This window comes from Sphingobacterium sp. UBA7249 (assembly GCF_002472835.1).
GTDB classification, from domain to species: Bacteria; Bacteroidota; Bacteroidia; order Sphingobacteriales; family Sphingobacteriaceae; genus Sphingobacterium; species Sphingobacterium prati.
The window spans coordinates 420,090-446,799 of record NZ_DKST01000030.1; the positions used below are offsets into that span (position 1 = coordinate 420,090).

Below are 26,710 nucleotides of genomic sequence, written 5' to 3' on the forward strand. Positions count from 1 at the left end.
TAAAATTAGATAAATTTTAACAGCTATACAATAGTACATTTTGTCGAAATTTCAGCAGTACATCAGTTTGCACAACGAGATCGAAGAAGGGTATTCTTTACGTCAAAAGGGACTGATATTAATCAGACCCTTTCTCTTAATGGCAAGTCTGAAATAGTTTTATGAAAATGCTTTTTAATGCATCAGTCCCAATCAGTTGAAAGGAAGAAAAAGTTTCTCATAAACACTGATTTTCTTATATTTGGTAGTATCGCTTTTAACAATACCTAAATATCAATTTTATAATGAAATACTTTTTTGCGAGTTTGGCGGTTTTATTGTTAAACCTGGCAAAAGCTCAAACCTCGACGAAGACACAACTCTATATCATTGGCACCGTGCACGAGTCGTCCGCCATATTGAATCCAGATATGCTGTTTGAAATCCTAGATAAGATCAGGCCAGACATACTATTACAAGAAAATGATAGCGAACAGATTAAAGATTACGCTAAGGAAATCCGTCCAACCTCCAACGAGCAAACTGCCACATTAAGATATCTTGAAAAATATCCTAAAACACGTAATTTACCATTTGAATTTGAGGGTAGAAATCAGTATAGAAAAGATCGGGGTATGGTGCCGGCCGATCACCTTACAATACAACTTATCGACAGCTTGTATCAGGTCGGTAAGTTAAGCGCTGCCAATAAAGCCATTTATGAGAAATATAAGGAAGCGAACAAAGCATTACTAGACTTTTCAAAAACAGATATAAAGACATTGAATTCCATCGCTTTTGAAGCCTTGAACAGATATAGACAAACTCTTCAGCATCATGAGATACCAAAAATAGCTAATTCCGAAGTGATTTTTGCGGAGAAATATATAACGAAACCCAATAGTCAAAAAATTTCCTATCGAGACGGTTATCAGCTTTGGTGTAATTTTTGGGACCTGAGAAATAATACTATGGCTATTAATATCATCAAACACGCTAATAAATATAGTGGAAAAAAAATAGTAGTCTTGACCGGAGTACAACACAAATATTATTTAAAAGAATTACTCGATAAATATCAAGATGGCAGTTATCATGTTATCGAATACTTTCAATAATTAGTCGTCAATCTTTATTTTTTATTGTTTGATCTTTCGGTCTCTTCTCAATAAATTCACCTACCCTTTAATGAATCATATGTTTATTTAAGGCCACTTCGTGAGATGTGGCTTTGTGTTTTGGATAAAAATCGGAGCATAGTGCCTCTTTGTGTTAATCATTCCAATATCTCTGGAGGGTAGGTTAATAAGTTAGGAGTATACACAACTGCTGATCGTCAGTGCCTATAAATAATATATCTCGGATGTATTCCATTGCCAAATTGTTAAATATGGTTATTTTTTTACTACTACGGCCTTTTTTTACTAGCATTGTTTGTAATTGTAAACTAATTCAATCCAGATCGAATAGTGCCTTGATTAATCCCAGTTGAGAGCTCTTTTCTTGGATAACACTGTTCCGCAAATTGGAGATGGCCTTATATGAGTTGAAAATTTTATTATAAGACAGAGGTGCTAAAAGATGTATATTGACTTTTAACAATTTTTATATGTTAACCAATAAATGCTTATGCTTGATGATTTTGGCTATACTAACAACCCTTTGCTGCTTTGCACAAGGACATAATCGGGTCAAAATCAAAATCCATCTTCATGGAATTGATAATGAAAAGCTCATTGTACAATTTGATGATGGTATTGTAATGGAGGAACTCAAACCAGGTCAGGGAGATTCTATCTTGCTTATTGATAGATCTATTAATACACCCTATCCTAGAGTACGTACCATTTATAACCGCCAATATTTTGAAAATTATTTTATAGAAGGCAATGTAGCCGTTCTGAATCTTTTCTATGATGCTAACAAAACAAATGCGCCAGTCTATTCAGATAAAAATGTAAATGTTACTGTGATTGATACCTTTTCCAATAAATTTTACGCGGCTCTGAGAAAGGATCAAGAGGTAGAACTATCCAACCTGAACACCCTTTTTAAAAAGCACGGCCACGAAATACGCACAAACGACTCCGTTAAATACGAACTCACAAGTCTGATAAAGGCTATAAATGCGAAATCAATGGATTTTCTATCCGGCAACACAGATGACTTTTTCTCTTTTTATTATTTTAAAGATCAGGTGCTTGGGCTTGCAAGTTTTATAGAACGTGATCCTGAATATTATACGCATCTATTAGCGTATTACGGGCGTACATTTCCTGACAAATTTAGGCAGAGCGGCGAAGGGAAACAGATCGTGTCAGATTTAAAGCAGCGTTTATCTCCTGTGCTTTTAAAAGAAAATATGACCATGCCAAATGTCTATTTTAAAGATAGTCATAGGGACAGCATCTTATATAAGAATCAAAAAGAAAGCTTTGTCTTACTTGATTTTTGGGCCAGTTGGTGTGGTCCTTGTGTCCAACAAATTCCCGATATCAAAGCATTAAGAGATCAATTTTCAACAGATAAACTGAAAATAGTTAGCATTTCTATAGATCGTGATTCAGCAAGTTATATCAATAGTATAAAACAGCATAAAATGGATTGGGTACATAGTTTGGATAGGGGAGCGGTATTGAGCAGCTCACTGGGAATCAGTAGTGTGCCAACTGTGCTGTTGGTAGACCGAAATGGAAAGATCGTTTACTATAAAAATGGCGGAAAACTTGATGTTAATAGAATACGTTCCATTGTCGGGAGGGATTGATTTTAAGGTACTTGTCAAACAGTAAGTGCATTTTCGCTCATAGAACTAAAATATATTATTGGTCTATATTTTTTTGAAGATACCAAATTCTATAAAAGTATCACATAGCTTAATGGTTAGTCTATGTATTAATCACTGAAAAACTTTTTGAATTATTAGCCTACCCTGGCATATGAAACATGAAGAAATTGCTTTTATGTTGCAATCTTTAGCTGATCCCAAAACAGTAGATTCATTATATCAGGCCAGCATGTTGCAGTTTGTTTATTTAGATTATGACGATACCTATCAGTTTACCAGAAAATGCATTAACCTTCACTAGGCAGCAGAAGGACCGGGTTCATCGATCAATTCGTATAAATAGTATCTTATCACTGGTGGTTTGCCAGTCATGAAAAGACAAACCACTAATGAATCATATGTTTTAAGGCCACGTCGTAAGATGTGGCTTTTTATATTTAGTCCCGACCTTCGATATATAGGCAAACATCGGCCTTCTGACCTAAAAATGACTGTTAGGAGAGAAGAAGATTTCTTAAAAGCTAAGCCAATGAATTGAGCCCTGGTTACAGATGAGCGAATAGAATCTTTGAGACATCACATTCATATAATAGAAGTGGAAATATGTTGGATGATGTAATTAATCTGCTGTTGGTTGATCCATTCCGATTGTGGGAAACCAAAGTTTAGTTAGTCTGGACTTTTTAACACACAAAAATCCCCTGTTTGTACAAAAATGAACCATTTCTGAACAAATCAATACCATTAGCCTAATGGAGGATAGCTACTTTTGTTTACCGCCCAGATAAATTAACAGTGATTGAAACAAAGTGTTAACGTATTAACATGAAGAAGAAAGCTGATAATACGGGCACTAAATAACCAGCTAATGTATGAGAAAATAGCGGGCTTAAACGTATACTATATACGAGCGAGGTAGCTTCGTGATTGGATTTCTAAAATACGATAAATAGAGAGCGGTAGAGATAACGACCTTCTCAGAGATGGAATAACAAATAGACAGATGATATTGAAAAGAATACCTAAAATTATTTTATTAGCCATATTATGCGCTTCTGTGTTGCTTGGCTTTAGTCAAAAAGATAGCGGTCAGAATGACCTGAGCAATGGCGATTATATTATTTTAAAACCCAAGTACGACGACCATTCGTTCCTACGCAACCCTTTAAATGGCTGGGTAATGTATGCCCCCCGTAATGCCGACGATACATATTGGGATATCGAATATTTTGTGCCGGCATTGGGGAAAAAAGTGAAGGTCATCGATTATGCTTCGGCATGTTATGTGCGTACGAGCTGGTCTTCGCTAAACCCAAGCGACGGTATTTATGCCTGGGATGACCCAAACTCCAAAATAGGAAACCTCATTAAAGGAGCGCAAAAAAGAGGGTTGCCCATTGCGCTGCGTATTGTGGTAGACGGTCGTGACCAAGGTCAAAATACACCCAAATTTGTGTTTGAAGCTGGCGCCAAGTATTATCTGGAAAATAAAAAGTATCCTGATAGACAGACCCCCTATCCGCAGGATGCGGTATTTAGAAAATATTACAGCAAATTTATCACAGCTCTAGCACAAGAATTTAATGATCCTGATAAAACTTCTTTTATTGATGCCTATGGTTTGGGGAAATGGGGCGAAGCACATTTTGTAGTTTATGAAGATCCAACAATAGCAACGCCCGAAAGTACCGAAAAAATAAAGGAAGAAACGTTGGATTGGGTAACCAATTTATATGCTCAAGCCTTTACCAAGGTGCCTTTGGTTATCAACTATCATCGTTTGGTCGGTCATCCGGAAAGTTGGGGAGCCGTTAATCCAAATAGTGATCGTTTATTGGACAAAGCGATTGAGAAAGGTTATAGCCTACGCCAGGATGCTTTTGGTATGACAGGCTACTATCAGGATTGGGAAAAAGATTTTGCCAAGAAATGGAATTTCAAGCGTCCTATCATTATGGAGGGCGGTTGGATTATTGCTCCGGGTAAGCATCGTTACTGGAAAGATCCAAGTGGAAAATATAGAGAAGGGCACGATGAGGACGTGCGAAAAGGAGAATTTGACGCTTCGGCCGAAGCTCATGTCAACATGATGGATTTTAGGGCGGGAGGAGAAACCGAATCCTGGTTCAAGTCCTTTGATCTCGTTCAACGGTTTAATACGGAAGGGGGATATCGGCTATATCCCCAAAAGATCAAGCTGCCTAAACGTATTAAATCCGGTGCGGTAGCGCTCATTTCCCATCATTGGCAAAATAGGGGCTGGGGCTATTTTCCTAACAATATTCCACAGTGGAACTACAAGTATAAGGTAGCTTTTGCGCTGTTGGATTCCAAAGGGAATGCGAAAAAGATTTTTGTAGATCAGCAAAGCGAACCGTCTACATGGTTGAAAGGTACTGCCGTAAATTACCAATTTAACGCAAAAATAGATTTACCTGCTGGAAATTACAGCTGGGCAGTCGCTATTGTTGATACCGCAATGAAAAATAAACCAGCAATTCAGCTAGCCCTTGATGAAGCTCCACAGGTTCATGGTTGGACAAAGCTGGTAACGTTGCAAGTGCGCTAACTTAAAAACCAAATTGTTGTGCTTCCCTTTCTCATCAGCAATAATAATCGCTATGAATCTATTCGGTCTATGTGCCATTTTGAAAACGAGGAAATTTAGTGAATGTGCGACTTGCATTTACAATTTTATTAAGAAGTAAACCTATTATGATAAAGCTGAGCAATCTATATTTGATATTGTCCCTGTTTTTTAGTCTGATCACCGTTAAGGTTGTCGCGCAGCAAAATATGACTAATGTGTATGGCAGGCGTGTACAATCATTAAACGGAAAATGGGACGCCATTGTAGACCTATACGACCAGGGCAGAAAAAATAAAATCTACCTGAATAAAAAACCGGAAAGCAAGACCGATTTTTATGAATATTCCTTTGATAACGGTCTACGTCTGAATGTGCCTTCGGATTGGAACAGTCAGCTGCCTGAACTTAAATACTACGAAGGTACCATCTGGTATGGTCGAAAGTTTGACACAGTGAAAGAAAGCAATGGGAGATTGTTCTTATATTTCGGTGCTGTAAGCTATCGTTGCCGTATTTACCTCAACGGAGAAGAAATAGCACAGCATGAGGGCGGTTTTACGCCCTTTCAGGTGGAAATAACCGATGCGGTTAAAGAAAAGGATAATTTTTTGGCAATCGAAGTCAATAATACCCGGCAGGTAGATGCCATTCCGGCAATGGCCTTTGACTGGTGGAACTATGGCGGCATTACCCGTGATGTTTTTTTAGTAAGCACGCCAAAAGTTTTTATTGACGATTATTTTATTCAATTAGACAAAACCGAAGCCGATAAAATCAATGCTCATGTAAAGCTTTCGGATAAGCTGGCCAATTCTTCCATCACCATCGAAATACCAGAATTGCAACTTACTCAAACGCTCAGGACAGATGCTCAGGGAGAAATAAAGACATCATTTATAGCAAGGAAAATTATACGTTGGTCGCCAGCTGCACCAAAACTGTATAAGGTAAAGATTTTAAGCCAAGAGGATCAGATCGAGGAGGAGATAGGCTTTCGCAATATTGGGGTTAAGGGGGAAGATATATTTCTGAACGGCCAGCCTATTTTTCTAAAGTCCATTTCGTTTCATGAGGAAATACCGCAACGCAAAGGCCGTGCTTTTTCGCAGGCAGATGCAGTAATGCTGCTTTCAGAAGCTAAAGCTTTAGGTTGCAATATGATTCGATTGGCACATTATCCGCAAAATGAATATATCGTGCGGACGGCCGAAAAAATGGGCTTTTTGTTGTGGGAAGAAATTCCCATATGGCAGGGGATCGACTTTGAAAATGAATTGACCAAAGAAAAAGCGGGCAAAATGATGCGCGAAATGATCTCTCGAGACAAAAATCGCTGTGCCCTCGCTTTTTGGGGGGTAGCTAACGAAACCCAGCCGTCCGAACCTAGAAATAATTTTATCAGGCATTTGATAACAACCTGCAAAAGTATCGATACCACCAGACTGATTACCGCCGCTTTTGATTTGGTCCGTTTTCAAAAAGAGAAACAGGTATTTGTCATGGACGATCCTTTTGTTAACGAATTGGATGTAGTAGCCGTTAACAAATATATGGGCTGGTACCATCCCTGGCCAATCACCCCTGATAAAGCCAGATGGGAAGTGGCAAGAGGAAAACCGTTAATTATTTCTGAATTTGGGGCAGAGGCGTTGTACGGCAAGACCGGCGATGCAGATGTTGTCAGTTCATGGAGCGAAGATTACCAAGCAACCTTGTATAAAAATAACCTCGAAATGTTTAAGCATATTCCAAACCTGCGCGGAACTTCGCCCTGGGTACTTTTTGATTTCCGTTCGCCATTCCGTTTTCATCCGATCAACCAAGATGGCTGGAACCGCAAAGGATTAGTATCAGATCAAGGCTACCGAAAAAAAGCTTGGTTTTTAATGAAGGAATATTATGATAATAAATAAGACCTCAATCCTTGCCCTTCCAAAAGAGGGCCTAAAGAAGATTATCACAATAACACTAGTTTTTTCATCGTTGCGCACAAAAATATTTACTAAAAGAATGAAAGCACAAAAAAAAGCGAAACACAAAATGGACGAATACAAGGTAAGTATATACAAATACGCTAAGATGTTATGCTTACTGGGGCTCTTCGTGCAGGCAACCCTGTTAAAAGCGCAAGGTGTCATCGATTTATCGGGTACTTGGGGTTTCCAGACCGATGTCATGGATTTCCGTAGAGGCTCGTTGTCGCCGCGCTATAATCACGTTTTACAAGAAACGATCAAACTTCCTGGCATTACCGATGATTATCAGATAGGATATAAAAATCCGTATAAATACATTGACCGTCTGACCCGAAAATACGAATACATGGGGCCGGCATGGTACCAACGGGATATCGAAATCCCTGCCGACTGGAAAGGTAAAAAAATATTCCTATATTTTGAACGCACCCACTGGTTAAGTTCAATTTATGTGGATACCAAAGAAGTTAGCAGCATCGATTATGTAAGTGTACCCCACAACCACGATCTTACAGCATTTGTAAAGGCCGGAAAAACGCATCGAATTACAGTCTGTATCGATAATAGGTTTCAGTATAATACCCATAAGTGGAACCATGCACATACCGAATTTACCCAAATTAATTGGAACGGTATCTTAGGAGAGATGAAATTAATGGCCATCGATCCGGTTTATGTGGAAGACCTTCAAGTTTATCCCAACATAACTGATCATTCCATAAAGGTAAAATTACGGGTAAATAATGTGACTAAAAAACAGGTAAAGGGCAAGGTTTCCTTTGCTATCGCTGGCACAAACTACAGCCTTAAAAATGAAATCGCATTAGTAAGTACCGATTCGATCACGTATGTGGAGACGAATATTCCCTTGGGTAAACAGATTAAACTGTGGGATGAGTTTAACCCCAATCTCTATCGGATCAGCTGTCAGTTGAATACCTCCGACGGCAAAAATAGCTACCGAAATGAAAAATCGACGACCTTTGGTATGCGTGAAGTGAAACAAGGGAAAAACCATGTGTTGCTCAATAATCGCCCTATTCATTTACGAGGCAACGTAGAAAATGCAGTGTTTCCAAAAACAGGACATGCTCCGCTCGATGATGCCTCTTGGGAACGGATTATGGTGCTGATGAAGGAATACGGAATGAACCATTTACGTTTCCATTCCTGGTGTCCCCCTGCGGCGGCCTTTCGCATGGCAGATAAACATGGAATTTACTTTGAGGTGGAGATGCCCATGTGGGGCAAAGATGCGGAACCTGACGAAGCCAGATATAACTTCTTCCGTAGGGAAATTAAGGCTATTTTGAAAGAGTACGGCAACCATCCTTCGTTTATTTTGTACTGTAACGGCAATGAAATTACCGGCAACTTCGATTTTATCGAAGAACTGACCGCCGAAGGCAGAAAAGCTGATCCACGACATTTATATAGCGGTTCTACGGCTAGAACACGGGTCAAATCGGATCAATATTACGTATCCCAGCAGACCAACAAGGGGCCTGTAAAGGTTTACGAAGGTCTACCCGGTACCGACTGGGATAAGAATATGGAATCTGATGTAGATGTTCCTGTGATTTCGCACGAATCGGGACAACGATGTATCTATCCGAATTTTGATGAGATAAAGAAGTATGCCAACAGCCCCGTTGAAGCGCGCAATTTTGAAGTATTTAAAGATCTGCTGCAAAAAAATGGCATGCTGGATCAAGCGAACGATTTCTTTCGGGCATCTGGTGCACTGACCGTACTGGAGTACAAGGCCGTGATCGAAGGCTTGTTGCGCTCCGGTAAATCGGCAGGCTTCCAGCTCTTGTCAATGAACGATTTTCCTGGACAAGGGTATGCTCCCGTAGGAATCTTCGACCCATTCTGGGACTCTAAAGGGCTGGTTACCGCCGAAAAATTCAGGGAGTTTTGTGCGCCGACAGTCGCTCTATTGCGATACGATAAAAGTAGTTATTTCAATACCGAAACATTTAAGGGAAAAGCCGAGGTCTATAACTTTAGCAATTCAGCCCTTGAAAATGCCAAAATTAAATGGTGGTTGACCGATACAGCGGGCAGAGTATTGCAAAAAGGATCGCTGAAAAAGCAAACCATTGCCAACGAACATGTATCGCCAGTGGGTGAATTTGAGATTCCCCTAAAAAACATCAGCAGCCAGAAGGTTACGGTTCATCTTGCAGTTAATGATAAGATTAAAAACAGCTGGGACATTTGGGTATATCCAAAACATCAAAATCTGATGCAGTCTACAGATAAAGTATTATACACCGATATTTACGATGATGCGGCAAAAAAACAGTTGGCTCAAGGCAAAACAGTTGTTTTTTATCCATCGCCAGCCAGCGTAAAAGGTCGAAAATCAATGTTTCATAATCATTTCTGGAACCCCATTATGTTTGCTTGGGCACCGATGACGATCGGTAACCTGGTTCATCATGAACAGGCCATGTTTAAGGATTTCCTTACTTCGTCCCATACCGATTGGCAATGGTGGGATATCCTGAACAATGCAAAAGTAATCGAAATGCAACATGCACCACAAAAACTGCGTCCCTTTATACAGGTCATCGACAGCTACGATAACAACCAAAAATTAGGTATTGGTTTCGAAGCAAAGGTGAATGGCGGGAAACTGCTGTTGCTGGCATTGGATACAAAAACAGATATGGATAAGCGTCCGGCCACCCAGCAGTTGTTGTACAGTATTGATAAATATGTGAATAGCGATAAATTTTCGCCGCAGGTACCCTTGGACGAAACTTTTATTCAATCATTTTTAACGAAATAAGGAAGGTTTAAACGATGTTAAGAACAGTTGTATTTCCGATGATGACGTTTCTTTTAGGCCAGACCCTAATGGCACAGGAAATTATATTTGAGCGAAAAGCTCCTGTATCCCAAGTTTATAACGAGGCGGTGGAAGCCGAAGATGCATTGCCCATGAACGATTTGAACATCGAATTTGGCTATGTGCTTTATCAGACCGAGATAAATATAGATACCGAAAGTAAAGAGCTGGAATTGGAAAACGTACGGGATTATGCCGTGGTCTATGTGGACGGCAAGTTACAGGGTACCCTGACAGATCAGGATAAAACGTTGATCATCCAAGTAGATCCGGGCAATCACACACTCCAATTTTATGTAGAGAACATCGGCCGGATCACCTATGGACCAGAAATTACGGATAATTCAAAAGGGCTGTTTGGCAACGTTACCTTAGATGGAAACAACATCCAAAACTGGAAAATGGTTCCCCTAAATGTACGCAATTACCCAATAAAGGATTTGGTGTTTGAACAAAACCCAGGCACTGATACACCCGGTTTCTATCAAGGTCAATTCGATTTCAATCATCCTCAAAATATGTATCTTAATATGACCGGATGGGGAATGGGAGAGGTATGGTTAAATCAACGGTATTTGGGGTCTTACTGGGAAGAAGAGAAGCAACAATCAATATTAATCCCATCTGAAAATCTAGTGACCGGCAAAAATGAACTTGTGATCTTTGAACTCAAAAACAATAAACAAAAGAAAATAAGTTTGTCTCCAACTCCTATTTTTAAGTAAATAGGAGTTACGGTTTTAGGATGTATCTGAAAAAGAGTAAAAAGGAACGTATGTCGAAATTTTGACACAGCCCTTTGGATAATTAAAAGAGAATCGTAGCTTAAAGAAATGCTTGTCTTAATAAAATACAGCTCGGCATTTTGACAGTAACCTAGTAAGTGTAAAAATTTTTGATTGAACTTAAACAGCTTTAGTAGGATTGGTAAATGAATAAATACAGTCTGGTCATATGTTTCATTGTTTTTTTTGGACAATCTGTTCTCGGTATTGATCTCTCGAGGTACAGATTTCACCTGATGCCCGAAACTTCGTATTACGGCGGTATACAAAGCATCGCAAAAGACAGCTTAGGGCGTATCTGGTACACCGGTCCCGATGCGCTATTCATGTACGATGGCAATAGCTTTTATCAGTTAAACGATATCGTTTCTGCGATCAAACCGAAACAGAAATGGGGATACGGTTCGTTAATCCGGGATAAAAAAGGAAATCTATTTTTAGCTTCGGGCCACGGCTTATTAAAATTTGATTACGAGCGATTTTCTTTCATAGTCGTCGTTCCGGGAAAAATCCGATCATTATGTGTACATAGTGATGGCCAGCTTTACATGCTTTCAGACAATAGTGTACTTCGTTATCATCCACAAGATGAAAAAACCGAAAGCTTTTTATTGCCCAAAGACAAGTCTTTCCAAAATATATTGAGTACCAGCGACCATGTGTTTTTAACGCAAGGCGCGCTCATGTACAAAGTAGAAATGACTAAAAAAAGCCTGGTCCGGTTTGCGGATTTTGGCAGTACAACCAATCAGGTGAATGACGCGGTTGCATATCGTGGCTCCTATTACTTTTTGACACAGCGGGACGGGATCCATGTAACAGATTTGACAGGCACCTTAAAACAGAAAATTCCCGTAAGCATGGGAGGGAACCCATCTGTTTTAACCAAAAAATTGTATGTGGACCACACTGGGGTGATCTGGGTGGCTACGCAAGCCGGATTATTTCTTTATGATCCCGCCAATGGGAGCAGCAGCGCCTTGCAGATGAATCTCAACGATGCTTATTCATTGCCTAATAACTCGATATGGACAATCTATGCGGATCCGGACCAGGGGGCCTGGATAGGTACCTACGGTGGTAAAATCGCCTATTGTTCGCTTTACGACTCCAGGGTACGCTACTTTAAACCCAGTCCCGGAGGTCTAAACCATCCTATCGTCAGCAGTTTTCAGGAGGACCATCTGGGAAATATATGGATCGGCACCGAGGGGGGGAGTCTCAATTATTGGAATAGAGAAAAAGATCAGTTTAGTCGCCCTGAGCAATCGCAGGGCAGTTCTTCAAGCCCTAATATGATTAAACGCCTGAAGTTTGATGGCATGAGCAAAAGCCTATTGATTTCGGCCTACAATGGTGGTATTGGCCGTTATGATGTGGTCAATCACCATTTCAACAGTTTCAATTTTCGCTCTCCGGAAAGCAGGCAGCCGCTCACGGTTTATGATTTTGTAAACGACAAGGAAGGTACCTGGTGGATGACAGATCCCGATAAATCATTTTTATATCGCAAGAAGCCACTGGGGCCGGTAGAAATGGTGAGCGTCATCGACGCTACTGGGGGAAAATTGAATCTGGAAGTCGAAGCATTATATGTGAATAACCAAAATCAGCTCTGTTTAATTAGCCATCAAGGTTTTTTTGTTGTAGATGCCCATACCTTAAAGGTGTTGAAGCATTACTTGGTCAAAGATGCCTCCTATTTTGCAAATTACCTGTGCAGTTATACACTCACCTCGAATGGCGAAGTCTGGTTGGGAACATTGGGCAAAGGTGTAAATGTGCTCAAAAAAGATGGAACATACATCAATTATAGTGCAAGTAGCGGATTTCCGGCGAAAATGGTATTTGGCCTATTAGAAGATAACGCCACGAAAAATGTCTGGTTAAGTACCAGTGATGGTCTTTATTGTTTCGATCGGAAATCCAAAAAATTTGAGAAAGCCAGGTTCTACCAGGAAAATAAGATTGGTTCGTTTTACATTCATGCCGCTTACAAGACATCCAGGGGTGAAATGCTGTTTGGTGGCACCAATGGATTTTTGCTGTTCGACCCCGCATACCTCAATAAAAATATGCAAAAGCCAAAAGTGTTTTTTACAGGATTTTTGGTCAACAACAAATTAGTGAAACCAAATGAAGGCTCGTCAATTTTAGCCAAAGATATCAGTAGCCTTTCCAATCAAAAAGAAGATCAGATAAGGCTCTCCAGTAACCAGTCTAATGTCGAAATCAAGTTTTCGGCAAATAGCTATCTTTCAGCGGATAAGAATCAGTTTGCGTACCGGATGTTGGGACTAGGCGAAGAATGGCAAATTAGTCATGCAGGTCAGAAATCTGTACAGTTTCTCAATCTCCCGGGCGGAGATTATACCTTCGAAATCAAGGCTTCCAACAATGATGGGCAGTGGGGCGATCAAATATCGCGATTGTACATCCACATTGATCCGCCATTTTTCTTGTCCTGGTGGGCCTATTGTTTCTATGCGGCACTTGTTTTTGCCCTGCTCTTTTTTATTATGCGGTATTACAGCAATAAAAGAGTGTTTAAGGAGCGTTTGGCACTTGAGCGTTTAAAAGAACAGAATATGCAAGAGCTTAGTCAGGCGCGTACAGACTTTTTTACCAATATCTCGCATGACTTAAAAACACCGCTAACGCTGGTTTTACAACCACTTAAACAACTCAAGGAAACGATTGTGGCCAATGATACTGCTTTGGTTTACATGGATTTAATAGAGCGGAATGTCTCCAGAATACAGCGTATGATCAGCCAATTACTACGTTTTCGCGAAATCGAAAGCCAAAAAATTACACTCAATCCGCAAAATGGCGATTTTATCAACTTTGTAAAGGATATATTTGGCCTATTTGAACTCTATGCCAACAAAAAAGGCGTTGAAACCAATATTTCGGCGCATAAGGACAGTTTATATGTTGCCTTTGATTATGATATTATCGAGAAAATATTGACTAATCTTTTCTCCAATGCTCTAAAGTATACACCTGACAATGGGTATGTGGGCGTACGTATCTATCCTGCTACAGCAGAAGAAAAAGAACGGTTTTCGGTGCTAAACCCAGAGGGGACAGAATATATCTCCATCGAAGTTTTAAATACCGGCGATTGTTTTTCCGAAGAACAGATTGCAACGTTGTATACCTCTTTCAACCGGCTGTCGTCGCATAGGCCAACTTTTGAAGAAAGTTCAGGACTAGGGCTTGCCATTGTAAAAGAACTGGTAGATGTGCTTGAGGGCAAAATATGGATGGTCAATAAGACCGATAAAATTTCATTTACCATTTCCTTACCTTTAAGAAAACAGGCCGGTTCAGGCGATATGCAGTCTAACGTGTATGATTATACTGTTTCTGAAATCGACGAGATTATCACGCAGGATACAGTAATGCCTGAAAGCGGATCTATCCCTATCAAAAAAACAGATAATATCCTGCTCATTGAAGATGATCAACAGCTTCGGGTCTATCTGGAGCAGCGCCTGGCCGAAAAATATAATGTATATACGGCAAGTGACGGAGAAGAAGGCTTAACTAAAGCCGAAAAAATTTATCCGCAACTCATTATTACCGATTTGATCATGCCCAATCGCAGTGGTTTGGAAGTCTGCCGTAGCCTTAGACAAAATTTTAAGACGAGCCATATTCCTATTATCATGATTTCGGGTACCGGAGATGACAATCAGAATAAGATAAAAGCATTGGAATATGGGGCCAATGTGTTTATTGATAAACCCTTTCATGTCGACTATCTGTTGCAACAAATTGAAACCATTTTAAGAAATCAGCAGGAACTAAAAGAAAAATACAGCAAACATATTCAGGTGGATCCCTCCAATGTTACCGTCACCTCCATGGACGAGGAACTACTGATTAAGGCCATTCAGGTCATTGAAGAAAACATTGACAATGCCAGTTATTCTGTAGAGGATTTTGTGGCTGATATGAACGTGGGCAGAACCATTCTCTATCAAAAAATACATGATATTGTTGGGATGTCGATCAAAGAATTTATTTTGAACATGCGCCTGAAAAGAAGTGCTTACCTGTTGGAGAAATCGGATTTGACCGTAGCAGAGGTTGCTTACCAGACCGGGTTTAACAATGCCAAATACTTTAGCGTCTGTTTCAAAAAGCAATTTGAACTGAGCCCTTCCGAGTTTAAGAAAAAGGTTTCCAGTGGAAAGAAATAAAAAGAACAGCCAATTTTGACCGATAACCCTTTCAGCTGGGAGAAAGGCAATTCTATATTTTTGAAATCCTAATGATAATGAAAATGACAATTTTTAAAAAAAAGCTTCTGCTCACCTATTTTATTTGCTTGTGTAATGTATTTTATCTAGCAGCGGCCGTCAGCCAAAAGGTAGAAGAGACTTTTATCAGCCCCAATAAATACAAAACTGGTTCCCAATCAGAGCGGATACAAAAAGCCATAAAGGAAGCAAAAAATACGACTGGAAAAGTAGTGATCCCTAAATATGATGCGGTAGCGAAAAAAAGTGTCTGGCTCATTGATGAGGCCATTTTGCTTCCCAGTGATTTTGAACTCGAATTGAACAACTGTACCATTAAGCTATCGGATAAATGCCGGGATAATTTTATCCGTTCGGCAAATTCCGGATTGACCATCAAAGACATCGTACCCTTAAAGAATATCCGGATTATTGGCAAAGGCAATGTCCTTTTAGAGGGAGCTGATCACCCCAGGGCTACAGGTGACCACAATAAAACTTTGTCCCTAAACCCTAACGGATTTGGACAATCCTACGGTACCGATGCCGGCAAACCGGGAGTGAACCAAAAAGGCGGATGGCGAAATCATGCCATTATATTGGCTTACACTGATGTATTTGAAGTTAGCGGTATTACGCTAAAAGATTATCATGGTCATGGTTTGGTACTGGAACGCTGTACAAATGGTAAGGTGAGTGATATGACCTTTAACGTGAGGCAGGCCGTCACTGTTGATGGAGTGGACAAACAGATCTTAAACCAGGACGGCATGGGCGTACGTTTTGGCTGTAAAAATATTCTTATTGCAAATTGCAAAGGTAAAAGTGGCGACGACTTTATTAATATAGGGTTGACAGATACGGGAGTCGGAGCAGGAGAAGAAAATGTAAATGTGGTCAGTGGTTCGATCTATAGGGGCGAGATAGACAATATTTCAACTATTTATCTCCAGAACTGGCAGGACTTCTATTCCATCTCACACCGATCCATACGGATCATGCCAGTGGGTAACCTTCGGATAAGCAATGTTTTTATTGAGAATATGGTCATCAGTCCTTTAGCGAAACAAGGTTTGGTTGTCGAGTATGCCGAACGCGTGAAAGGCCTATTCGTACGAAATCTAGTCAGCCATCAGCCCATAAAAGCCAAAGGTATCCCGCAAGCTAGCTTCAGGGATATTATTTACCAAGGCAAGGATGAAGCGATCGATGTACAACAAAGTGAAACAGTTGTCCTTGATCATGTAATGCGTATAAAGAATTAATTATAAATCGCTCTATATCCCTATTATAGCGCGAAAAACACCTGTTTTTGCCTTTTGTACAAAATCAAACCATTTTCGTACAAAAACGAACCCTATGAATTGGTTATGATGATAGTTTTGTCTTAACCAATTTTAAAAAAGCAAAATATGTGTATGAAAATTCCTCCTGACCACGTGATTAAGCTCACGAAGGGTAACCCCAACTTTACAAAAAACATGAGCAAGGCGCAACAGAATTTTATGCTTCGTCAATAAGTCCGAAAACGAAGTTTTGCGATCAGTATTGCCCATGCATTTGCAGTAATGAGATGTTATTTATCACAAGAAGTTAAATTAAAAATCCAAGCCTATTGAAGCAGACCTATTTCAAACTCATATTCTTTACGAGAAAGGGAGCGTAAAGAACGCAAATAAATTTTAAACTAACCAATATAAATCAATGATACAAAAGATACATATCTGGCTCAGGAGCTGGGTAATGAGTGCCACCCTATTGTCGGTGGCGTCCAATTACGCTTATTCGCAAGCAACAGATCAAATGCAAGTCAAAGGTCTGGTAACCAATGATGCAGGAGAAGGACTTAAGGGTGTTTCCGTCATGATTAAAGGTGCGAAAAACGGCGTACAAACAGATGCAAATGGTCATTATACCATCCGGGCGGCATCCACCGCTACGCTACTATTTACCTATACCGGTTTCAATAGCCAAGAAATAAAGGTCAATCCATCTGGAGTCATCAATGTGAAGATGTCCGGAAATAATGTCCTGGATCAGGTTGTGGTCGTAGGTTACGGTACCGCCAAGAAAAAGGATTTAACAGGTGGTTTGGCTGTAGTGGGAAAAGAGCAGCTAAGCATGGTATCTACCTCCAACCTGATGGATCGTTTGGTGGGGCAAGTGGCCGGTTTCTCCATTACTACTGGAGAGGCTGCACCGGGAGCATCGCAAACTTTGCTGATACGCGGTGAAAATTCTATCTCGGCAAATAATAGTCCACTGATTATCTTGGATGGCATTCCGTATAGCGGTTCGTTGGCTGATATAGATCCCAACAACGTGGAGAACCTTTCTATCTTAAAAGATGCTTCCGCGGCCGCTATTTACGGTTCACGAGCAGCTAATGGTGTCATTCTGATACAAACCAAAAGAGGCGCCCTAGGCCGAGCTCAGGTAAACTACAAAGGGGTGATCGGTATGGCCGAGCCTATGCAACGCATCAATGTCATGGGGCCAAATGAATACATCCGCTTTCAACAAGATATTGCACGCATTAAGCAAGGATACACCGGCGCTTTGTTGGATCCTATTGCAGGCGATATTATTAGTGTAACGGAGCGCGGCAATTATGCGAAAGGCACTACCAACAACTGGCAGGATTACGTTTTCAGAAAAGCCTTGACCATGGATCATCAGCTGAGCATTTCCGGAGGTACCGAAAATACGAAGTACATGGCGGCCCTTGCAGCCTTAGATCAGGAAGGTGTCGTGTACAATTCCAAGTTGTCACGTTTAAATATAACCACAAATGTCGATCAGACTTTTAATAAATGGCTTACAACCGGTGTAGGCCTGCAATATACCCGGAAAAGCGACGGCGGCATTACGCCCAATTTGGAACATGCCATTAAGCAAAGTCCCTATGGTAGCTATCAAGACGAGTCTGGTAATTATGTGCCCGAACCCATGGAATACTCGTTGATTGTAAACCCCATGCGCAACGTCAATGCGATACAAGATCGGTATAACAACAACTTCTTCCTTTCGGGATATGCCAATATTTTGTTGCCCGTAGAAGGTCTCTCCTTACGGTCAAATTTTGGTTATAATTATCGGAATGGGTTTACAGGTACCTATTACGGGCGCAACACCTTTGAGGGCAGGGACCAAGGTACGCAGGCCGGCGGTAGTGCATCCATCAACAACTCTAATTATAATGATTATACCTGGGAGAATTTGCTCAAATACGAACGCCAGATAGGCGATCACCGTTTGGACGTGACCGGTTTGTTCAGTATGCAAAAAACGAAAAGTTGGTCAACAGCCCAGAGCGGAGCCGGTTTTGTCACCGATGATACCGAATACTTTATGATCGGTTCGGCCAGCCGTCTTGTTTCCAACAGCGCTTCCTTATCGGAATCCGCCATGCTGTCCTATATGGGCAGGATAAATTATGCTTATAAAGGCAAGTATCTATTGACCTTAACCGGGCGTACGGATGGAGCTTCGGTATTTGGGATCAACAATAAATACGCATTCTTTCCTGTTGCTGCGGCGGCATGGCAGATCGGTGAGGAAAACTTCCTAAAAGGTAAGGTGGAATGGTTAGACATGTTGAAAATACGTCTTTCTTATGGGGCCAACGGTAACCAGGCGATTACACCATACCGCACATTAGATCGGCTTTATTCAAATGTAAAATACATTTGGGGAGACGATGGAACAGCCGTTACGACAGCCTATTTGGCCGGAGATGGCGTGGGTAACCCTAATTTGAAATGGGAAACGACCTATTCAACCAACCTTGGTCTAGATTTTCAATTGTTTAAAAACAGGTTGAGCGGTACCGTCGATGCCTATCTTTCCAAAACAAGAGATTTGCTCATGACCCGTACCGTACCAATCATGAACGGGTATAACCGAATTTGGGACAATATTGGTGCGACCCAAAATAAAGGTATTGAGGTCACTTTAAACTCAGCGAATGTTAAAGGGGAAAATTTCCAGTGGAATACGACGGCTGTGTTTTCCTTGAACAGAGACAAAATTGTTGAGTTAAGAGGGGATGGTATTGATGATATTGCCAATAACTGGTTTATTGGTCAGCCATTGAGAGTATTCTACGATTATAAAATGATCGGTGTATGGCAGAATGGTGAAACCATTACGGTTGATGGGGCAGCGCCTGGAGCAGCCAAACTATACGATCGCGATGGTAACGGCAAGATAGAGACCAGCGATCGAATGGTTATAGGGTCTAAGAACCCACGTTATACCGCTTCGTTGGCCAACAGATTTTCGTACAAAAACTTCTATGCATCGGCCTTGGTTACAGGTGTTTTTGGCGTATGGCGTGATGATCACATGGCTAATCTGGGAGCTTGGACGTTCGGTATTACAAATTATGTACATGGTGCCAATTATTGGACCCCCGAAAATCCCGATGCCACGATTGTTTCCCCCGGCTATCTCAATCCATTGGGACATGGCTATTATAAAAAAGTGAGTTACGCGCAGGTAAAAAACATAACCTTCGGTTATAAATTACCGCAAAACATTGCTAAGAAAGTAGGCGTAAGCGGTATTGACTTGAATGTCAGCGTGAACAATCTGAATACAATTTCTAATATAAGAGAGGTATTAAATTATGATAACACTTGGATGGCCTCTTATCCGACCGCACGTTCTTATATGTTTGGCTTAAATGTAAATTTCTAATCGACTAGGACATGAAAATAAAAAATATTATCACATCAAATTTGGCACTTATCGTATTGTTCTCCCTGGGTGGCTGTAAGAAGTTTCTGGAGGAAGAGCTGAAAACTGAACTGGCACCGTCCAATACCTATACCAGCACCTATGGTTTCGAGGTGGGCAGCGCGGGTTTATATACACTCACCCGTTCCGAATATAATACTTATGGCGAGGGTGGCGCCTTTATCCACAATGGTGCCTGTCCATACGAAGCCTTACAGGTGGCTACAGATATCGCCGATGCCATTAATAGTGATGGTTCTTTGATGGCTTTTGCTAACCTTACACTTACCTCATCCGAAAGATTTGTGGGTACTTACTGGAATTGGGCTTATAATTTAATTTCATCGGCAAACCTCATGTTAGTTTATTCCGAAAAAAACACCAACTGGGATACACCGACGGATAAAGCACGTTTTCAGGCGGAGGCCCGTTTTTTTAGGGCTTATGCCTACCGTACCTTGGTTTATCTCTATGGAGACGTACCTTATGTCGAAACCATTCTGTATGACTTTCAGCTTAATTTTACGCGCACCCCAAAAGCCGAAGTCATCGGACATATGGTAGAGGATCTAAAGTTCGCTGTTGATAATCTGCCAACAAATCCGGATGCGGTGAAAGAAGGGAAGCTGACCAAATGGGCCGCAAGCCATTTGTTGAGCGAAATTTATTTGCTACAGGGCAATCCTGCTGAAGCAGAAAAGGCAGCACTGGCTGTTATCAATAGTGGTTATTACAACCTGATGAAGACCAGATACGGAGCCAACGGCAACAAGCCAGGCGATGTATTCAGCGATTTGTTTCTGGAAAATAATCAAAACAGAAAAAGTGGCAATAAAGAAAGTATCTGGGTATTGCAATTCCAGTTTAACACGATCGGTGGTGGTACCAATTCGGATGACTGGACCCGTAGGGCTTGGATACCCAATTACTCCACGATTACGGGATTTGTTTTGGCTGACACCCTGGGTGGTCGCGGTATCGCACAATTAGTGCCTATGAAATGGTGGGTAGGCACTACAGGGACTAATGCTACAGGCAATGTCGCCGGTGTTTTTGAAGCGAATGATATGCGTAATTCAGGCTACAATATCAAACGCAACTGGTATTACAACAATGCCAATGAGAGCTCGCTGTATGGGAAAAAAGCCAATATCACCGAACAGACCTGGTTTACAACAAAAAGTTTATTTCCGGCGATTACAAAATTCTTTTACGGACGTACTGAAAATTTAAGCCTCACCGGCAGTTATAAAGACCGCATGAAATTCCGTCTGGCCGAGACCTATCTGTTGTTAGCCGAAGCCTATTTGGGGCAAAATATGCCTGATAAAGCCGCGCAAGCCATAAATGAGGTGCGGAAAAGAGCCGGAGCATCCGAAGTTACGGGCGCACAGATGAATATGGATTTTCTGCTCGATGAGCGTATCCGCGAATTAGTCGGGGAAGAAAGCAGAAGGTTTACTTTGGTACGTACCAACAAATTGGTGGAGCGTGTTAAAAAGTACAATAACGCCATTAAGGATAAGATCACAGATAATAACATCTTGTGGCCTATTCCACAGGTGATCAGGGATGCAAATACAGGGGCTCCATTCCCTCAGAATCCAGGTTATAATTAATGGTAACGGGAAGCTGTACGAATAGCGTTCGAATTTCGGTAGCTTCCCCATCTGATGACAAAACAGCAGCTGCGCCAGTCAAGCGCGTGATACTATCCAAATGTTAGTAAAAATATAAACCAATGAAAATAATCAATTATTTATACAAAGCTTTATTTTTCTTATGCATGGTACAGTGCCAGTTATCGTGCAAACAGGAAATACAGGATATACCCAAAGTCAATGAGACGTTGGAACTTCAGCCTTCATCCGAAAACATTACGCTGGACGAGGTCAATATGACAAAAGATATTGTCACATTTAACTGGAAGCCTGCCAGGGCACAGTCAGATGATCATTTGGTGAGCTACAGTACCATGTTAGATGTGGTTGGGAACAATTTTGGCACCGGTACAGCCATATTCAATTATGAAGATGATAATGTATTTGGCAGAAGCTTTACTTCCGAACAATTGCAAAATTGGGCAAACGAAAAATGGGGGATACCGGCAAATAAGAGCTTCACGCTGGAGTTTAGGGTGGTTGCCCAATGGGAGGGTGGCGCTACTTTTGAGGCACCCGAAGTACGGACCGTAAGAATTACAGTAAACCCAATTAAGACAGTTGTTTTTGATGCCGATAAAGTGTTTTTGAGCGGAAGTGCGGTGGGAGCGAGCAAGGTGGAGCTGCCAAAAACATTGGAAAATCTGGATCAATATGCCTATGTATTGAATTTACAGCCAGGCGAACTCGAAATTCCGGTCGAATTCAACGGTGAGACCAATTATGTGGTTACTGCCGATGGAAGCACAGCATTAAACGACGGTAATGCTGTCGGTATTAAGATGAGAGAACGTGCGTTCTCCTGGAAAATAGAAACTGCTGGAGAATACCGCGTCGTGGTCAACATGCAGAAAGCCACAGCAACAATCTATTCACCGGCTAAAGCGCTAGCAGCAAAGACCGTGACCTGGACAGGGGACCAACCTTATACGACCACTGTGACGGATTTATGGATGCACGGAAGCATTAATGGCTGGGGAACTCCGGTTAAAATGGACTGTACGGTGAGTTTAGCAGATCCACAAGTTTTGGTCTACACTGGCGGTAAAGTGGGAACAACAAAGTTTATCGTGACTGGGGATAACAGTAATAACAAAAATCTGGCTTACGCATTTAGTGCTCCGCTCACATCTAGCGGTGTGGCCCAGACCCTGACACTCACCTTGGGAAAGGCCACTGAATTGGGGGGCGGTACCACGAGTGCAAATCGCAATTCTTATTTCACCGTTCCGGCCACCACCAATGTGCTGATTTTTGATCTAAGAAACATGACAATTCTGGCGTTAAAACGGTAAGCAATCGTATATAAACGCATAAATTAACGTTAACATTTTTGAAAGTGAAAAATATAAATTATAAAAAAGCCTGCCTCAGAGCATTTGCTGTTATGCTTTGCTTTCTAGCAGTTTCATGTAAGAAAGATGGCGCTGATAGTGAAAGTGCTATGTCAGGTACCTTGGTAAAACCCAGTTACAACCGGAGTTCCATGTTTCGTAACCCTTTAAACGGCTGGGTCATGTACGCTTCAGCTTCGGGCAATCCCTCTTATTGGGATACCCAATTCTATGTACCTGACTTAGGTAAAACCGTCAAAGCGATTGACTATGCATCAGCCTGTTATATCCGTACCAGCTGGCGAACCTTTAATCCTGCCGATGGCGTGTATGCCTGGAGAGATCCCAGCACAGCAATCTATAAAATGATCAAAGGGGCACAAGATAAAGGACTGCCAATCGCCTTTCGTATCGTCGTCGACGGTCGAGACCAGGGGGCGAATACGCCGCAATTTGTGTTCGATGCAGGAGCCAAGTATTATGTCGCCAATGCATCTTTTCCGGACAGAAAAACACCGGTGCTACAGGACCCTATTTTTCGAAAATATTATAGCAAGCTGATCGAAGAACTCGCAAAAGATTTTAACGATTTAAACAAAAGCTCCTTTGTAGATGCCTACGGGCTCGGGTTGTGGGGTGAGGGACACAGTGTCATTTATGAAGATCCGAATAATCCCTCCGGTCAAAATATTGAGGTCATCAAAGAAGAAGTCGTTGATTGGATTTCGGATGTTTATGCGAAAAATTTCACTAAAGTGCCATTGTTGATCAATTATCATCGCGTAGTTGGGGATCCTGCTGGCAATGGAGCTCCCAATCCTAATTCTGAAAAGTTGTTGAATAAGATGATTAATAAAGGATACAGCCTGCGTCAGGATGCTTTTGGGATGACCGATTATTATCAAAGTTGGGAGAAGAATTTTGCGAAGGCCTGGAATTTTAAACGTCCGATTATTATGGAAGGCGGCTGGATTACTACGGGCACACATCGTTACTGGACAGATCCAAGTGGTAAATACCGACAAGACCATCCCGAGGACGTTCGGCAGGGTGAGTTTGACAGCTCCTTGGAAGCAGGCGTAAACATGATGGATTTCCGGATTGGAGAAATTGAAAGCTGGTTTACCAAGTCCTTTACACTATGTCAGCGTTTTATTTCTGAAGGTGGTTATCGTTTATATCCGGATCGGGTTTATTTACCGGAGAAAGTGAACGCTGGTACTGAAACAACAATTAACCATCGTTGGCGGAATATGGGGTGGGGTTATTTTCCGAATAATATTCCTCAATGGAACTATAAGTATAAAGTAGCTTTTGCACTTCTGGATGAAGAAAATAATGTAAAAAAAGTTTTTATTGATGATAAAGGGGAACCTTCAACCTGGATAAAGAGTTCTTCAACATCGTATGAGTTAAAGGTGAATGTGGATGCACCTGCCGGCAATTACACCTGGGCCGTCGCCATTGTAGATACGACAAATGAAAATCAGCCGGGAATACGGCTTGCCGTAAATGGTGATATTACCAGCGGCGGATGGCTAAAATTATTGAAAGTACAAGTACAATAAAAAAGTACCAAATGGCAATCAAAAACAGCTGCCAGTAGTTATTTGGTGGCTGTTTTTACGTCAAAAGGGCCTGATGTTAATCAGACCCTTTCTCTTAGCGTTTTATTGTACAGTAATTTTTATGTTTCTTATCGTTTCCTCTTTTTTGTTTCGTCATCCAATGTTTTTAAAGACAATTGGATTTTCACTGTACGACGCCAATTTTTATGTTAAACCTTTCCTTTGAAAGGCAGCTTGTAGCCGTTTTGTATAGTAAGAACAGCTGTCGATTTAAAATAGTTTTATTGAAGTGATTTTTTAAATTTTTAATAATAACATTTTTACTTACTCCAAGTTTTAAATGCAAAAAAAATATGCCTTTAGGGAAGTACAGGTCGGGGCATGATGGCTTTTAGGAATTATTGCTTTATCTTGGATCTTTCCAATGGACCAAAACTATGATCACCTTATTTAAACACATATTATTTTCTTTTATCCTTTGCCTTTTATTTTTGCAGTTGCAAGGTCAGTCAGTTCCTGCAAATGGGTTTTTGAAGATTAAAAATGATATTTTTTGGGACACCCAAGACGGAGGTCCTTTATATAGCCAGGGAGGAGGTATTTTTTCTTTCAAAGACCCTGAAGATGGGCAGACTAAATATTTTTGGTATGGAGCAAAATATCAAGAATCTGAAAAATACCGAAATGATCCTAGCGTTACTCCTGAACGTGACAATTTTGTTTCTGTCACTTGTTATGTGTCTAGGGATCTCGTAAACTGGACCTCTCATGGAGATGTACTGACTCTTGATGAACTCAATAAAAATTCTATCCAGACGCGCTGGGCAGGACGTTTAGGTGTCGCATATATCAAGGAAATAGACAAGTATGCGCTACTCATCCAACATAATGATCAATTATTAGTTACCTTATCAGAGCGTCCCAATGGACCATTTAAATGGCACCAGCGCATCAATATGACTGGTATGATAGGCACAAGCAACACCGGAGATCAAACGGTTTTCACCGACGAGGATACCGGAAAGTCTTACCTGGTGTATTCCTATGGAAGAGGACGAAACAAGATTTACATTTCACAAATTGGTGTAAAGGACGGTAAGGTAGGACTATTGGATTGTAATATGGTATTTAAAGGTGAGGGACGAGAGGGTAACTGTATGTTCAAACATAATGGAAAATACTATTTATTTGCCTCCAACTTATATGGCTGGGACTCCTCTTTTGCTTATTACTTAGTTTCAGATCATATTTACGGCCCATATACGCCAACCAATGAAATGCTGATCATGGAAGGCTCAGAGGCAGATTATGCCCATGTCACGCAAACAGGATTTTTTGTAACGCTAAAAGGAACTAAAAAGCAGACAGTTATCTATTGTGGAGACCGATGGGCTAATTTTGCGGGCAATGGTCTAGGATATAACCAGTGGTGTCCCCTTTCCTTTGATGGCCCAAAGCCTATTTTTAATTCCTTAAGTTCATGGAGTCTTCATCCAACAACAGGAGAATGGCTGGTGAACAGTGACAATAATTATGTTAAAAACGGGAGTTTCGAGGCCGATAGAAGACATATACCAAGTCCAGTAAAGCCCGTTCAGGAACAGTTATTAGGATGGCAAACCACTATCATTAAGGGAAATATACTCTCTGTCAGTGATTCTTTATCTCCTGTGCTTAATTATTTCAATACTGTCGAGGATAGAAAGCAGGTAATTGGAGAAAAGAGTTTGCAGATTAATGATAAAATAGATTTTAAACGTAAGGTTTCACAGATTATTCATTCTAGCCAGCATGTGGAACTAGCGGATGGGAAATATACTTTATCTGCAAAATTTAAACGCAGCAGCGGATTTGAGGATATCTATATGTATGCCTTAAGTAATGGTAAAACGTATAAACAAAAACTGAGCAAAGCGGATCGGAATTGGAGTAATATTACCCTAGATAATATATTCATAAAAGATGGGCACATTGAAATAGGTTTCATTGCAAATGGGAAGGCGAATGCTTATTGTCATATAGATGATATAACGCTTATTAGATCTAAATAACCCGCATGGAATAAGATGCTTTCTCGCCCTGTTTTAATAACGTTGAAATTTGAAAAATTACCAAGACTAATCTGGTGACTTTGTTGCATGTACGTAATGAATGGAAAGTGCCCACATCAATCAATTTG

The 26,710-nt window shown here is 40.9% G+C and carries 14 protein-coding genes; all 14 read left to right on the top strand.

Features of this window, described 5'->3' with window-relative positions; all coding sequences use genetic code 11:
* Window positions 1–284: 284 nt before the first annotated feature.
* A complete protein-coding gene (locus B4A24_RS23250; RefSeq protein ID WP_293947329.1) occupies window positions 285–1,097 on the top strand; it encodes a hypothetical protein in 813 nt (270 codons plus the stop codon).
* A gap of 491 nt (window positions 1,098–1,588) precedes the next feature.
* Complete coding sequence (locus B4A24_RS23255; RefSeq protein ID WP_293947330.1) at window positions 1,589–2,746, top strand: TlpA family protein disulfide reductase; 1,158 nt, start codon at window positions 1,589–1,591, stop codon at window positions 2,744–2,746.
* Between the two features lie 172 nt (window positions 2,747–2,918).
* Window positions 2,919–3,068 carry a hypothetical protein gene (locus tag B4A24_RS23260; protein WP_288812118.1) on the top strand — a complete coding sequence of 50 codons (150 nt, stop codon included), beginning with the start codon at window positions 2,919–2,921 and terminating at the stop codon, window positions 3,066–3,068.
* A gap of 702 nt (window positions 3,069–3,770) precedes the next feature.
* The gene (locus B4A24_RS23265) at window positions 3,771–5,336 is read left to right on the top strand and encodes a DUF4832 domain-containing protein (protein ID WP_293947331.1); all 1,566 of its coding nucleotides are present in this window, start codon (window positions 3,771–3,773) and stop codon (window positions 5,334–5,336) included.
* A 146-nt stretch (window positions 5,337–5,482) separates the two neighbouring features.
* Complete coding sequence (locus tag B4A24_RS23270) at window positions 5,483–7,270, top strand: glycoside hydrolase family 2 protein (protein WP_288812120.1); 1,788 nt, start codon at window positions 5,483–5,485, stop codon at window positions 7,268–7,270.
* Between the two features lie 97 nt (window positions 7,271–7,367).
* Window positions 7,368–10,133: a sugar-binding domain-containing protein gene (locus B4A24_RS23275; RefSeq protein WP_288812121.1), complete on the top strand. Its 2,766-nt coding sequence runs from the start codon at window positions 7,368–7,370 to the stop codon at window positions 10,131–10,133.
* A 14-nt stretch (window positions 10,134–10,147) separates the two neighbouring features.
* On the top strand, window positions 10,148–10,918 hold the full coding sequence (locus B4A24_RS23280; protein ID WP_288812122.1) for a hypothetical protein: 771 nt from the start codon (window positions 10,148–10,150) through the stop codon (window positions 10,916–10,918).
* Window positions 10,919–11,124: 206 nt separating this feature from the next.
* Window positions 11,125–15,189: a hybrid sensor histidine kinase/response regulator transcription factor gene (locus B4A24_RS23285; RefSeq protein WP_293947332.1), complete on the top strand. Its 4,065-nt coding sequence runs from the start codon at window positions 11,125–11,127 to the stop codon at window positions 15,187–15,189.
* 77 nt (window positions 15,190–15,266) lie between these two features.
* Window positions 15,267–16,493, top strand: a complete 1,227-nt coding sequence (locus B4A24_RS23290) for a glycosyl hydrolase family 28 protein (protein WP_293947333.1) — start codon at window positions 15,267–15,269, stop codon at window positions 16,491–16,493.
* 439 nt (window positions 16,494–16,932) lie between these two features.
* Entirely contained in the window at window positions 16,933–19,929 is a 2,997-nt protein-coding gene (locus B4A24_RS23295) for a SusC/RagA family TonB-linked outer membrane protein (protein WP_293947334.1), read from the top strand.
* A gap of 11 nt (window positions 19,930–19,940) precedes the next feature.
* Window positions 19,941–21,587: a RagB/SusD family nutrient uptake outer membrane protein gene (locus B4A24_RS23300; RefSeq protein WP_288812127.1), complete on the top strand. Its 1,647-nt coding sequence runs from the start codon at window positions 19,941–19,943 to the stop codon at window positions 21,585–21,587.
* Window positions 21,588–21,709: 122 nt separating this feature from the next.
* A complete protein-coding gene (locus tag B4A24_RS23305; RefSeq protein ID WP_288812128.1) occupies window positions 21,710–22,924 on the top strand; it encodes a SusE domain-containing protein in 1,215 nt (404 codons plus the stop codon).
* A 44-nt stretch (window positions 22,925–22,968) separates the two neighbouring features.
* Entirely contained in the window at window positions 22,969–24,531 is a 1,563-nt protein-coding gene (locus B4A24_RS23310; RefSeq protein WP_288812129.1) for a DUF4832 domain-containing protein, read from the top strand.
* A gap of 437 nt (window positions 24,532–24,968) precedes the next feature.
* Window positions 24,969–26,582: a family 43 glycosylhydrolase gene (locus tag B4A24_RS23315; protein WP_288812130.1), complete on the top strand. Its 1,614-nt coding sequence runs from the start codon at window positions 24,969–24,971 to the stop codon at window positions 26,580–26,582.
* The last annotated feature ends 128 nt before the right edge of the window (window positions 26,583–26,710 follow it).